At 61.6% G+C, this 13,319-nt stretch carries 10 protein-coding genes; 4 read left to right on the top strand and 6 right to left on the bottom strand.

The window, feature by feature from the left end; genetic code table 11:
* The first annotated feature begins 74 nt into the window (after positions 1-74).
* The 4 genes from ABFD92_05165 (at position 75) to ABFD92_05180 (ending at position 5,948) form a co-directional block, all read left to right on the top strand.
* Positions 75-800, top strand: coding sequence for a DUF433 domain-containing protein (locus tag ABFD92_05165; protein ID MEN6503906.1), 726 nt, complete (start codon positions 75-77; stop codon positions 798-800).
* Positions 797-1,162, top strand: a complete 366-nt coding sequence (locus tag ABFD92_05170; protein ID MEN6503907.1) for a DUF5615 family PIN-like protein — start codon at positions 797-799, stop codon at positions 1,160-1,162. The genes ABFD92_05165 and ABFD92_05170 overlap by 4 nt, the downstream gene beginning before the upstream one ends.
* A gap of 140 nt (positions 1,163-1,302) precedes the next feature.
* On the top strand, positions 1,303-1,998 hold the full coding sequence (locus ABFD92_05175; GenBank protein MEN6503908.1) for a hypothetical protein: 696 nt from the start codon (positions 1,303-1,305) through the stop codon (positions 1,996-1,998).
* Positions 1,999-2,156: 158 nt separating this feature from the next.
* Positions 2,157-5,948: a DUF4175 family protein gene (locus ABFD92_05180; GenBank protein MEN6503909.1), complete on the top strand. Its 3,792-nt coding sequence runs from the start codon at positions 2,157-2,159 to the stop codon at positions 5,946-5,948.
* A 396-nt stretch (positions 5,949-6,344) separates the two neighbouring features.
* Here the strand turns inward: ABFD92_05180 and ABFD92_05185 are convergent, their stop codons facing one another.
* The 6 genes from ABFD92_05185 to tnpA all read right to left on the bottom strand — a co-directional run bounded on the left by ABFD92_05185 (position 6,345) and on the right by tnpA (position 13,003).
* On the bottom strand, positions 6,345-7,262 hold the full coding sequence (locus ABFD92_05185) for a WD40 repeat domain-containing protein (GenBank protein MEN6503910.1): 918 nt from the start codon (positions 7,260-7,262) through the stop codon (positions 6,345-6,347).
* Between the two features lie 950 nt (positions 7,263-8,212).
* Positions 8,213-8,830, bottom strand: coding sequence for a hypothetical protein (locus ABFD92_05190; GenBank protein ID MEN6503911.1), 618 nt, complete (start codon positions 8,828-8,830; stop codon positions 8,213-8,215).
* Between the two features lie 164 nt (positions 8,831-8,994).
* The gene (floA, locus tag ABFD92_05195; protein MEN6503912.1) at positions 8,995-10,053 is read right to left on the bottom strand and encodes a flotillin-like protein FloA; all 1,059 of its coding nucleotides are present in this window, start codon (positions 10,051-10,053) and stop codon (positions 8,995-8,997) included.
* Positions 10,050-10,562, bottom strand: coding sequence for an NfeD family protein (locus tag ABFD92_05200; GenBank protein MEN6503913.1), 513 nt, complete (start codon positions 10,560-10,562; stop codon positions 10,050-10,052). Before ABFD92_05200 ends, floA begins: the two co-directional genes overlap by 4 nt.
* Positions 10,563-12,218 carry an NfeD family protein gene (locus ABFD92_05205; protein ID MEN6503914.1) on the bottom strand — a complete coding sequence of 552 codons (1,656 nt, stop codon included), beginning with the start codon at positions 12,216-12,218 and terminating at the stop codon, positions 10,563-10,565.
* Between the two features lie 338 nt (positions 12,219-12,556).
* Positions 12,557-13,003 (bottom strand): IS200/IS605 family transposase, encoded by a 447-nt coding sequence (tnpA, locus tag ABFD92_05210; GenBank protein MEN6503915.1) that lies wholly within the window; start codon positions 13,001-13,003, stop codon positions 12,557-12,559.
* Positions 13,004-13,319: the final 316 nt, after the last annotated feature.

The following is a 13,319-nucleotide window of genomic DNA, read 5'->3' on the forward strand; positions in this document are numbered from 1 at the left end:
TCAGATTGGCAGCAGGTAGAATGATTCAGGCTCGACGATCCCTGTTGCCGATTTTATTAAGAGGGAAGAGGTAGATGGTTACCATCGCAGGCAATATTCCGGAACTTCTTGGCAAAGGCTTATATACGCCAAGTGAAGCAGCCAGGCTCACCCGGTTGGGTCCTTCGACTGTCCGCCGCTGGATAGCGGGCTACAGTTTCAGGTACGCCACGAGCATGGGTCCTAAGCGCGGGTATAGTGGATCCCTGATCCATTCCGACATCCCGCGCATTGACCGGCACATGGCTCTTTCCTTTCTGGAGCTCATTGAAACCTACATCGCCGGGGCATTCTTGAGAACCGGAGTCTCGCTGCACACGGTGCGTCTGGCGCATCGTCACGCCGTTGAGAAGCTCCAAATGCCGCATCCCTTTGCGATGGAACAATTCAAAACCGATGGGAAGGGTATCTTCCTGGAGCTTGAAGGGGAGGCTCCGGGCAGCAAGGCTCTCTTGGAGTTATCGCGAGTGCAGTATGCCTTTCCCGAAATATTGGCAGAGTATTTGGAACTGATTGACTTCGACAGGGAAACTGAGCTTGCATGCCAATGGTGGCCGCTGGGCAAGAAACTCCCGGTCGTAATAAACCCCGCCATAGCGTTCGGGTCCCCAGTCATCGCCGGCACCCGAGTGACCGTACAGGCGATTCTAGATGCTTTGGATGCTGACGAGACCGAGGAATCCGTTGCCAAGTGGTTTAGTATCACGCGGCGCGAAGTTGACACTGCAATCTTGCTGAAGAAGCAGAGGCTGGCGGGGTGAAATTCATATTCGACGAATGCATCTCCAGCAGAATTGCCCAAGCTCTGCAGGCTTTGGGCGAGCAAGCAGTTTCATCTGCCGATCAGTGGGGAAAAGGCGCTTTGGACCTGGAATGGATTCCATTGGCAGGAAAACAAGGTTGCTGTGTTGTTACGGCGGATCGGCTCAAACGACATGAGCGCGCCGCCCTGACTCAACATGACGGCCGGATATTCCTGCTTGCAGTCAAGAATATCGGATTTTGGGACCAAGTCAGGCTTGTCATCAATCGTTGGCCGGAAATAAAGGCGATGGCTGATAACTTGCGCCCTCCTTTCATGGTCCGCGTCACCGCTCGTGGCAAGCCCGAGCGAATCATCTAGAGTGAACAATGCGAGCATTCCTCTCGAAAACGCCAACCGTGTTATTCCCCGTGATTGTGGCAGTCGCTCTGGGATGCGATGGTGGCTCGAAACCATTGCCCAAAGATGACGAACCTCTCTGGCCAATGGAAAATGGCTGCATGACCATTCTGTCGGATACCCCACACGGCAACATCACTCATGTGAGGCTTGTCTTTGACCCTGGCGTTCTGGCAGCCGCCAGGAAGATGTGGGACGACAGGAAAGTAGCGGGGACGCCAGGGTCAGCCACACAATCCAGCAGTAATTCCCTTCTGGCTCCGGACGAAGAAGGCGAATTTCAGTACCTTCTTTCTGGGGCGGAGATATTGGCAAAGGCCGGCAAGGGCAAGCCAGTCCCGGATGTCCTGGTGGAAGCGTGGGCGATAAACAAAATCTGGTATTTTTGCCAAGTGCAAATGAGTGGCCGCAAAGTCACGCGGAGTATTCTATCCAAGCCGATAACACAGACTGTCAGAGAATCGTTCTGGTGGTTCAAGGATGAAAACGGAACGCCAGTTCCTGCAACAACCTCATTTGATTTCGTTTTTCCGTGGCTCATATCACCCGAGTCCGCCAGCTACCCTGATCGCGGCACGCCCGGCATTGATGTCGCTTGGGGCCAAAAGCATGTTCCGGGATTCGTGCAAAACGAACGTGTCTTGCTGGCGCCGGGACTTGGCCCTGTTGCCTTGGGTGATTTCGCCGCGAAAGGCTCTCAACACATCTGGACGTACGTTGCACTGATATACATTCCCTCCAAAGGCCCTGTGATCAGAATGCCACGGCCGCCTATGATAGTCAGGAGGGAGGGTTAGAAAAAGGCAGCCAGTTTTCCGGCAACCGTCTCGCCTTTGAGGCGTCCAATCTTTCATGTCGTCGCAATAGGGCGCTGATCCGGCCGATAAGCTAGTAGTGCCTTGGGCGTTGTCGTAGAATACTTCTGGCCGCCGGGTGGGGCGGCTTTGGAAGGTCCATGCCTGCAGAAAAGAGCAGCCTGTTTCTGGAGTACAGCCTCCGGATGACCAAGAATCGTCTGCGCCTGGTCAGTCTGGGCATGGCGGCTCTGATCATGCTGACGATCACGGGGGCGTTCGTCCTGCTGGTGGTCGTGGGCGATCATGTCGTTCCCGGCGGTCTGCCGTCGTGGCTGCGGTGGGTGCTGCGATGGGTGTACGCCGCGGCGATGGCGGCGCTGACCGTCCTGGCCATCATCCGCCCGCTGGCGCGGCGAGTCAGCGACCTCTACGCCGCACGCCTGATCGAGAAGGCCCACCCCGAGTTCCGCAACGACCTGACGGCCAGTCTGCTCATCAAGGCCGACGGCAAAGTTCACCCCGGTACGCTGGCGGCCATCCGCCGCCACGCCGCGGCCGAGGTCGCCTCGACGGACGTCGAGTCGGCGGTGGCCACGCGGCACGTCCGCCAGGCGGGGATGGTCTTCGCGGCCACGCTCGTGGTGTTTCTGCTGTACGCGGCGTTTTCGCCCAAAGACGTGATGCCCTCGATTTTCCGGGCGTTCGGCGGCGAGGGTCCGCCGCCGTCGCGGACGAAGATTCTCGATATTAAACCCGCGCCCGACGAGGTGGTCATCGAAGGCCAGAGCGTCACCTTCGCCGCTCGCATCGTCAACGGCTCGGGCGAGGTCAAGGTGCATGTCAGCCGCGACGGCGGGCAGACGTACCTCGATGACCACGCTATCACGATGCGACTGGCCGACCCCCAGACGCGCCGCTACGAGGGCCTCTGGGAGCAGGCGGCCTCGGCGGCGGGGCGGGCGACGTTCAAGATATCCTGCGACGACGCCCAGACGCGGCCGCAGACGCTGCTGGTGCTGGCCAAACCGCTCATTCGTAACGTTCAGCTTCGGGTGACGTGGCCGGCGTATACCAACCGCGGGACGCGTCAGGAAAGCGGTGGGCGCATCGAGGCGCTGCGCGGCAGCGTCGTCGAGGTGCAGGCCCAATCCAACGTGCCGGTGCAGTCGGCGTCGATCCTGTTCCAGAAAGCGCCGCCGGCGGTCATGAAACACAACCAGAACGACCTGGAGGGCTCGATCACCGTCGCCGACGACGAGCGGTACCACATTCTGTTCACCGCTTCGCAGGGCTCGCAGAAGGGCCAGTCGATCTGGTACGACATCAAGTCGCTCCAGGACGCGGCGCCCAAGATCAATCTCGTCGAGCCCACGCGGCGCGTCGAGCTGACCACGCTGGACAAGCTGCGACTGGCGGCCGAGGCCGTCGATGATTACGGCATCGCCAACATGACCCTGGTGATTCGCAACGGCCAGGCGTCACGCCGCATTGACCTGGGCTCGACCCCGCTGCCCGGGCGCCAGAGCCAACCCGTCGAGCAGATCATTCCCGTCGCCGAGCTGGGCGCCGCCGGGCAGACCGTCACCTGCCATATCGAGGCCCGCGACTATCGCCCGCCGGGCGGACAGCTCGCTTCCAGCGAACCCTTTGAAGTCGTCATCCGCCAGCCGGACGCCGCCGCCCTCGCCCAGGCCGCCGAAGTCGCCAAAAACGCCGAGCAGCCCCAGGCCCCGCCGCCCGCGGCGACGCAGCCCGCCGCCTCCGGACCCGATCAGCCCGCGCCGGCACAAGACGTGCTGGCGATGGCCGACAAGGACCGCCCCGCGATCGAGACGCTCACGCAGGAACTTGCCCGCGATGCTGCCGCCGCCGCGGCCAATCAGAACGGGCCCGACCAGGCTGCCCAGCAGCCTCAGCAAGGCGACGCCGCCGCGGACAAGGCCCAGGCCGCTCAACCCGGCGATGCCGCCGCCCCGCCCGCCGCCGCCGCTCATAATGGCGCCCAACCCAACGCCGCCCAACCCAACAACCAGGTCAATCAGCAGCCAAACGCCGGACCCGATGCCCAACAGGGCGCCGCCGGCCAGAACCAGGCGGCTCAGAACAACGCCCAACAGGCCGCCGGCGATCAGCAGAAACAACCTGACGCTCAGGGTCAGGGCGGCGCTGGGCAACCACCCGCCCAGCAACAGGACGCTCAGCAACCCGGCGCCCAGCAACAGCCCGGCGATCAACAAGCCGCACAACAGGCCGGCAATGCGCAACAACCTGCCGGTGCCCAGCAGCCAGGCGCACAACAACAGCCTGGTGGGCAACAACAAGCAGGCGCACAACAACAGCCTGGCGGGCAACAACAAGCAGGCGGGCAACAGCAGCCCGGCGGGCAACAACAGCAAGGGGCGCAACAACAAGGCGCAGGCCAACAACAGCCCGGCGGGCAACCGCAGGAAGGCGGGCAACAGGCCGCCGGCCAACAACCAGGCGCAGGTCAAGCTCAGGGAGAGCAAGTAGCGGCCGCAAATCCCGGCGAAGGTCAACAAGGGCAGCAGGGCCAAGGTCAACAAGGCCAAGGGCAACAAGGCCAAGGACAACAGGGTCAAGGCGAGCAGGGCCAGGGTCAGCAAGGTCAAGGCCAACAGGGTCAAGGGCAACAAGGCCAAGGGCAGCAAGGCCAGGGGCAGCAAGGTCAAGGCCAACAAGGTCAAGGGCAACAAGGTCAAGGCGAGCAGGGGCAAGGGCAACAAGGCCAGGGGCAGCAGGGACAAGGGCAACAGGGCCAGGGGCAGCAGGGACAAGGGCAACAGGGCCAGGGGCAGCAGGGTCAAGGCCAACAGGGTCAAGGCCAGCAGGGACAAGGGCAACAGGGCCAGGGGCAGCAGGGCCAAGGCCAGCAAGGCCAAGGACAGGGCCAGCAAGGCGAGGGTCAACAAGGTCAGGGACAGCAAGGGCAAGGCGAGCAGGGCCAAGGCGAGGGCCAGGGACAGGGCCAAGGTGAGGGACAGGGGCAGGGCCAGGGCCAAGGACAAGGTCAGGGCCAAGGTCAGGGTCAGGGACAAGGCCAGGGTCAGGGACAGGGACAAGGCCAGGGACAAGGACAGGGCCAAGGACAAGGTCAGGGCCAAGGCCAGGGCCAGGGACAAGGCCAGGGACAGGGACAAGGTCAAGGACAAGGTCAAGGACAAGGACAAGGTCAGGGCCAAGGCCAGGGACAAGGCCAGGGCCAGGGTCAGGGCCAGGGGCAAGGACAGGGACAAGGTCAAGGGCAAGGCCAAGGACAAGGACAAGGACAAGGCCAAGGACAGGGGCAAGGCCAAGGACAGGGGCAAGGACAGGGACAGGGTCAGGGCCAAGGTCAGGGTCAGGGCCAAGGCCAGCAGCCGGGTCAGGGCGGGGCGGGGTCGAGTGCGGCCGCGGGTTTGCATGAGATGACCGGTGGGGGCGACTCGAACTCGGGTTCGGCCGATGCTCGCGACAACGTTCAGATGCCCCCGGGATGGCAGAATCTGCCCCCGGCCGATCAGGAGCGGCTCAAGTCCATCGGAAGGGCGATCAACGAGGCCCAGAACCAGATTCGCCAGGACAAGGTCGAACCGGCGTTGCTGGCCAAGCTGGGGATGACGCAGGACGAGTTCGGCGCGTTCGTGGAGAAGTACGCCCAGCACTTCGAGAAGGGCCCGCGCAAGGCGGCCCGCGAAACCACCCTGCCCGGGCGGACCGTCCCCAACGCCTTCGAATTAAGCGGCAAGGACGGCCTGCAGAAGGGCAAGAGCGTCGAAGGCGGCATCGAGGCCCAGGGCGCCGAGAAACTCGACAAGGACCAACTCCGCAAACTCTACGAGTCGCGCGCGGCCGAAGTCTCGCCGGAATATCGCAAAGGCGTCGAAGACTACTACCGCTCGATCAGCGAAGGCCAAACCGACCGTCCCGCCGCCGCATCCCAGCCGAAGTGATAACCCGCAAACCGGCATGCCCCGCAGTGGAACATGAACCTTTGGTTCACCCAGGCAATAGGGGTACGACAGGTGTAGGCAACCGGCGAGGCTTGGATGTCAGCACGACCAGGCCGCCAGCGCACTATGGAGTGCGGCAGCCATAGCTGCCGCTTTCAGAGTTTCTCAAGACCCGCGCTGCGCACCGCAGGGCAATCGCATCAAAATGTCGGGAGCACAACACGCGGCGGCATAAGACAACAACGCCGCGGCGAGCCGACTCTGTCGGAGGTCCCCCCCGATGGCGAAGAAGCCAAACCGCCGGCTGGAGACCCCGGTGTTTTCCGATGACCGGCCAGATCCACGCGATCGGCGAGACTTCGCAGCCTGATGGTGTAATGGCCTGCACTGATGGCTTTATCTCCCTACAATTCGTTGGACCGGTACAGGCATAATACTTCCGTCCTGTTTACCCACAAAAAGGGTTCTCTTAGCCTGTGAGAAGAAGAGCTTGACGGTACCCGGGAATTGACCGATGGCCCTGACCTCTCCTGTCGATACTGATAGTTGGTATAATTCTGAGGTGGGGCCAGACGCAGCGTAAATCGTGTCTTCGCCACTAAAGGCAAGAGCGTGCAAGGTGGCAGCCTTGTCCAGTGTGAATGTCGCCAGTTTTCGGCCGTCCTGTACGCGCCAGACAAAGACTCCCTTACCATCCGTTCCCAGGGCCACTAACTCAGAGCTTGGGCTAAAGGCAGATGCTACGCCCCATCCTTGCGCGAAGCGGCGGATGTTTGCGAGCGAATCTGGGCGCATCAAAGCGAAGTCACCCGAAGCAACTATCGCGATCGTTTTCTGATCTGGAGATAGTTCCAAATGCTGTACCAATTCATTAAACCCCCGCTGAGATGGAAAGACAGCGGGGCTTGCCGTTGTTTGCTGGGACAGCAAATCTACGCATATGACCGCCGTTCGCGTTGAACCCCAGCGGGCATTGATCCAATGATCATACACCAGGACATTGGTTCCAAGTGCGGCATGCCTCATTGTCCTGTCCTGCAAGCTCACCACATTCCTGGCTTTGGCCTCGCCCTTGGAACAGGTATATAGAACACCTTGCCGGGTTATCCATGAGACTTCGTCTCCTTGCTGTTGTCTTATGTCCAGCACCCGATCATGCTCAGAATGCCCTCTTTTGACCACATCAACGCGGCCGTTCGCATAACTCATGCTTTTAACTGTTCCCACAGCATTGCCCCAAAACAGTCGACTGTGGTCAGCTGTTTCAGCAATTGCTGTTACCTCGCCAACTATGCCTTCAGCAGGAATTGTCACAGAAGGGCCCTTCCGACCTTCCCGCGTAGGCGAGAGAAATAGGATGGCCGCCATGATGCTCGCTACGAAGAAGAGCAGACCGGCTAAAAGCCAACGGGATGTATGCGAAAGCACCATATTTCCATCCAGTTAAGGAATTTCATTAACTTCCACGTTTGCTGCGATGCCGGGTCCACATCGCGACGCATCTGCATTCCTTTCCTTGGCAACCTTAGCTGCCACATAACTGCCCGTTGGCCGTTCACACCCCGCACATAGCAGGAGTCCTACCGCTGCGATACCCATCAGCGCGAGCTTTCTTGAATATCCCATCTTGCCTCCTGTCACTTGCCATGTTGCCGGCGCTGTCGTGCGGGGGGGGCGATCCACGAGTTGCCGGTGGATTCCGTGATGGCGCTGCCGAAGGTTTGAACCATTGCCCACTTCTCCCGCATCGGCGGCCGCCGGCCTGAGAACAGTTCTTGACCGCATGATTCTGTCCGTCACTGGCGGCCTGTACTTTACTATCAGACGCAGGTGCGGGGGATTTTCTTTTGGGAAAATTGGGAAAAACGTCCTTCAGGACAGAAGATTTCAGAGTTCATATAACCTATTGATATAAAGGCGGTTACAGTAACGCAACCACCGTAAATTGATAAGTCTTGTTAAAACAATAGGTTGCAGTCGTGGGGCCCCGTAGATTTCCTGCCGCCGTGGGGGGGGACGGCTGGCGCTTCCCGCGAAGTGCTGTGAAAAGTACAACAAAGTGCAAGGAATGTGCAAGCCTGCTGTTGGGGGTGACGTCCGAGCGTCGGGGACATGGCGGCTTGAAAACGGCAGCCATGGCACCCGGCGATGCTGCGTGCCGCCATGTGGGGGGACGGCCGGCGGGTCCCGCGAAGTGCTGTGAAAAGTACAACACAGTGCAAGGAATGTACAAGCCTGTGGCAGATCACCAGGGGACTGCCTGGCTAGGCATCCCACATTTCCTGCCCTTGGCGGATGGCCTTGGGCGGGGAGAGGATCTCGTGCAGGACGATGGCGCTGCGGGCGGTGTCGGTCTTTGCCAGCACGGCCGCAAAGGGCGACGTGACAGCCTCCTGCGCCTCCTGAACGACCCTGACGTTCGGGGCGCCCATGCGGCGCTGGCGCGAGGAGTCGGCATCGGCCATGCGCTGCTGCTGGTGCAGAAGCTCCTGGTCGACCCTGTCGGCAAGGTCTTTTTCGGGACGCCCTCGTCGCTGGGGGGCGGGGCGTTGCGGCTGGGTTCGGGGCAGGGGCGGCGGCGGTGCGGGGGCAGGGGGGCGTTCGTCTTCCAGAACGATCCCAAGATTCTGCAGTGTCTGGCGGAGCGCCTGGCTGCGATCCTCTCCCATGTCTGCCGCGGGCCCGCGAGGCCTGGGCCGCTGCGGCTGCCCTTGGCCCTGCTGGGCGGGCTGCTGGGCTCGGCGGGCCTGTTCTTCCTGGGCCTCCTTGGCCTTGGCAGCAGCCTTTTTGACCAGGCTGATGATCACGGCGATGATAATGCCGACGATCACCAGCACGTTTTCGGCGTCGGCCAGGATCTGGATGTTCGCGATGTCGGTCACGTGAATCTCCAGGGCATTCACCGCGGAGATCGCGGAGAACGCAGAGAAGAAGGAGCAATATCGGGAAACTGGAACGAAGGCCTCTTCGTCAGGCCGGTTCCCATTTCCCACATCCGTTTCTACTCAGCGGTCTGGGCGACCTCTGCGGTGAAGAAATCTGCGGGTTATTTCGTCGGCGTGCTGGGCGGACCGGACTTGGTCTCGCCGCCGCCGATGGTGTCGCGCATCTTGGTATCGGCCTGGATGTTCTTCATGCGGTAGTAGTCCATGATGCCCAGGTTTCCGTTGCGGAAGGCCTCGGCCATCGCCCGGGGCACTTCGGCCTCGGCGAGCACGACCTTGGCGCGGTTTTCCTGGACGAGGGCGAGCATTTCCTGCTCGCGAGCCAAGGCCATGGCGCGGCGTTTTTCGGCTTCGGCCTGGAATCGGCGTTTGTCGGCCTCGGCCTGGTCGGCCTGCAGCTTGGCGCCGATGTTCTCGCCGACGTCGACGTCGGCGATGTCGATCGAGAGGATCTGGAACGCCGTTCCGGCGTCGAGGCCTTTTTCGAGCACCTTCTTGGAGATCATGTCGGGATTCTCCAGGACGCTCTTATACGTCTCGGCCGAACCGATGGACGTGACGATGCCCTCGCCGACGCGGGCGATGATGGTTTCCTCGGTGGCGCCGCCGACGAGGCTGTCGATGTTCGTTCGCACCGTTACGCGGGCCTTGGCCTTGACCTGAATGCCGTCCTTGGCCACGGCGTCAATGGTGACCTTGCCGCTGGCGGGGTTGGGGCAGTCGATGACCTTGGGGTTGACCGAGGTCTGGACGGCGTCGAGGATATCGCGGCCGGCCAGATCGATTGCCGTCGCGAGGCGCCAGTCGATTCGGATGTTGGCGCGGTTGGCCATGATCAGCGCCACCGCGACGTTGCGGACGCGTCCGCCGGCGAGGTAGTGGCTTTCGAGGTCGCCGGTGGTGATGAAGTCCAGCCCGGCGCGGACGACCTGGATCTTGCTCAGCACGATCGTCCGCGGGTCGACCTTTCGCAGCTTCATGCCGATCAGTTCGCCCAGGGTGACCTTCGCGCGGGCGAACAGCGCCTGCACCCACAGGCTCAGCACCGACAGCGCCACGGCGAACATGATCAGCAATACCACGCCCATGACGAGGAATATGCCGATGAGCCACCACTGCGGGCCTGTTTCTTCCGCGGCCGCCAACATCAATTCAATCATTGCTCTACCCTTTCATCAGATGAGCCGTTCACTTGCCGAACGACCACATCGCTGCCGTCGGCCTTGATCACTTTTATCGTTGAGCCTTTACCAATGATACCGCTCTCGGAGCGGGCGAAGACGCGATGCCCGTCGATGCGGACCGCCCCGCTGGGTCGCAGCATCGTCTCGGCGAGGCCGGTCTTGCCGACCATCGATTCAAACGCCGCCGCGTCGGGCGTGCCTTCGCCGGCGGACACCTTGACGTTCTTGAGATACAGCCAGTTGCCCACCCGGGTGTTGGGCAGCACCTTGACGAAAACCCACAGGTACAGCCCGCCAAAGCCCAGCAACCCCAGCAGCACCAGCACGCCGGCCAGGTTGCCGAGGGTGAACGCCTGCCAGACCGCCACGGCCGCCGCTATCGACGCCATGATGGTCAACAGCCCCATCGAGGGCGTGATCAGCTCGAAGGTCATCAGGACGATCGCCAGGATCGCCATCACGATAATGAGCGTAACCGTTCCCATCTATGCTTCCTCGACGACCACGCCGTTGCCGTCGTGGCGGATCACTCGCACGCGCGTGCCGGCGGCGATTATAGAGCCCTCGCTGGCCGCGTCCACCAGATCGTCGCCGAATCGCACCTTGCCCACCGGGCGACAGACTCGCTCGACGACGCCGACGTCGCCGACGGCGATGCGCTTCAGCGGCGAAGACTCCTCGACCGGCGGGGCCGGCTCGACGTGCGTCGCCGCCAGCACCAGGCGGTTCACCAGCGGCACGCGGGGCAGATACCTCGCCAGCAGGGCGATGGCTATCGTCGAACCCACCATTGCGATCAGCAGCGCCGCCAGGCCGGTGTTGAAGATGCTCCAGTCCAGGTTTGTTTTGGGCATCGGGAATTCCGTCGGGGCGTTGGGGATAATCATCGCCAGCAGAGCGATGATGACGATCAGCCCGCCGGCGGCCCCGAAGATGATGTACCCCGGCAGCACGAAGATCTCCACTGCGATCAGCGCCAGCCCGACCACCAGGGCGAAAATCTCCAGCGGGTTGGCCAGGCCCATCAGCACGCGCGACAGCACGATCAGCACCAGGCAGGCGATGGCGAGCGTTCCGGCCACCCCGAAACCCGGCGTCTGGAACTCCATGTATCCCAGCACCAGCATCCCCATCACGAGCAGGCTCTGGACGACTCCGGAGTTCATGAAGCGGATGAACTTCTGTCCGGCGTCGTCCTTGAGCAGCTTGGGGTCGCCAATGACGTTGAAGTGCGTCGCCAGGGCGTGCATGTCTTTGAAGACATTCTTGCAGAATCCGTAGTCGACGGCCTGCTCGGTCGTCATGGTGAGGATGTGGTTCTTGGAGTCGATGGTTCGCAGGAGCAGCCACTGGGATGTCTCGGGCAATTTCTCATCGACTTTCTTCTGCCACTCGTCGGCGTCGACGAACTGCAGTTGCCCGGTATCCTTGTGGCGTCGCAGGGAGACCTCGATTTCCTTGGTCATCATGGCCTGGACGAGCAGGGGATCATATCCGCCCTGGCGGGCGAGGTTGTCCAGCAGCGTCTTCATGTATGATTCGATCTTCGCTCGCAGGTCCGCGGGCATCTGCTGGCCCATCATGACCGGCATCGAGTCGCCGATCTTGCCGTTGGGGACCATGTCGATTTCGCTGCAGGCCAAGGCGATGACCGCCCCGGCGCTGATCGCCTCGGGATTGACGAACGCCACCGTGTACACGCCGGCCAGGTCCTGCTGGATCAGCCGCGCGATGTCTTGCATGGCGCCGACGGCTCCGCCGGGCGTGTCGATGTCGAACACCACCAACTGCGCCTCGGCCTTGATGCCCAGCACCTTTTGGCGCATCGTCTCGTACATCGGCTCGTTGATCTCGTCGTGAATCTCGATCACGTAGGCCCGCTCGATCTTGGCCGGGAGGGCGGGGCGCTTCTGCGCCGGCTCGATCCGGGCGAACCAGCCCTCTGCCGTGAACCGCGCGTCGGCCGGGGCCGCCGGCCAGCGCGCCGGTCCCGTCTGCGGCGCCGTCGCCGTCGCACGCGTCGCCGCCTGCGGCTGGGCCTCGATCAGGTTCGACCAGACCAGCAACCCCAGCACGACGGCCAAGCCGCCTCGCCGGATCGCCCGCACCGCACTTGAACGACGTGTGATTGACTTACCCATTGCGAGGCATTCTATGCAACAACCGCCGCCCGCACAAGATAGGGCTCCATCATTTTCCCGCCCGCCTCGCCGCTCCCTTGTGTCGCCCCTTCGGGGCTCTGGCAAATATGGATCCCGTTTCCGGGGGCTCACGCCCCCGGCCAAGATATATCGGCCCGTCGGGCCGAGGAAACTGAAAGCAGCACAGAATTAGCTCCAATGTCCTGTCTCAAAGTCCGGCCTCAAGAGGCCCGAAGGGCCGCCATATCTTAGCCGGGGCCGTCAGGCCCCGGAGACATCGCTCCAAATAAATGTCCAGCCCCGAAGGGGCGGCACGTTTTGCGCCGCAATGAAAGCGCTCAAGCCCAAATGTATCTCTTGTCGTATTCGATCTCGTTCAACTCCAGCAGCGTGATCAACTCCTCCTGAAAGCTCTTCTTCTTGTGGTGTTGCGTCTGGCCCAGGACATACCGAACAACAGAATTCTTGACGCTTTGCGAGACGGAAAATGCGGCGTAGCCATCCTGCCACGCAAAGGACTTCAGGCCGGGCAGAGTCTGATGAATCCATCTTGAACTATTCGATTTGAGCTTACCCACAAGACTGGCGACCGCTGCCGTTGGCGGAGCAATCAGGGCAACGTGAAAGTGGTCAGCCATGCCGTGAATGGCCAGCGGGATGCCTTTCAGATTACGAACAATGCCGGCGATGTATTTTGAGACCTCGCTGATCTCGTTTTCTTTCAGGAAGGGTTTTCGTTCTTTGGTCGAGAAGACGACGTGATAGATCAGGTTGGTGTTTGACATAGCGCACTCCCTTGTGTCGCCCCTTCGGGGCTCTGGCAAAATATGGATCCCGTTTCCGGGGGCTCACGCCCCCGGCCAAGATATATCGGCCCGTCGGGCCGAGGAATCGCTTCGATCTTGGGACTTCAAACGTTGTTCTATTCGACTCGCTCGGGGGCAACCCCCGCGGTTGCGCCGCCAGCGACACTAACCCAACTTCCGCAGTTATAGATTTATGCAGATTATTTTCGGTCGATTTGTGCAGGAATGGCGGTGCAATGGCGGCATTCTGCTACCCCAAAGGGTCTTTTCACTTGTTTTGGATCCGATCAGCCCG

Source organism: Planctomycetaceae bacterium, assembly GCA_039680605.1.
In the GTDB taxonomy this organism is placed as follows: Bacteria; Planctomycetota; Phycisphaerae; order SM23-33; family SM23-33; genus JAJFUU01.

Excerpts from the sequence above, each read along its gene's own strand:
- ABFD92_05165 (MEN6503906.1), top strand. The coding sequence starts at position 75 with ATGGTTACCATCGCAGGCAATATTCCGGAACTTCTTGGCAAAGGCTTA.
- ABFD92_05175 (MEN6503908.1), top strand. The coding sequence starts at position 1,303 with ATGACCATTCTGTCGGATACCCCACACGGCAACATCACTCATGTGAGG.
- ABFD92_05180 (MEN6503909.1), top strand. The coding sequence starts at position 2,157 with ATGCCTGCAGAAAAGAGCAGCCTGTTTCTGGAGTACAGCCTCCGGATG.
- floA (MEN6503912.1), bottom strand. The coding sequence starts at position 10,053 with ATGATTGAATTGATGTTGGCGGCCGCGGAAGAAACAGGCCCGCAGTGG.
- ABFD92_05200 (MEN6503913.1), bottom strand. The coding sequence starts at position 10,562 with ATGGGAACGGTTACGCTCATTATCGTGATGGCGATCCTGGCGATCGTC.
- ABFD92_05205 (MEN6503914.1), bottom strand. The coding sequence starts at position 12,218 with ATGGGTAAGTCAATCACACGTCGTTCAAGTGCGGTGCGGGCGATCCGG.
- tnpA (MEN6503915.1), bottom strand. The coding sequence starts at position 13,003 with ATGTCAAACACCAACCTGATCTATCACGTCGTCTTCTCGACCAAAGAA.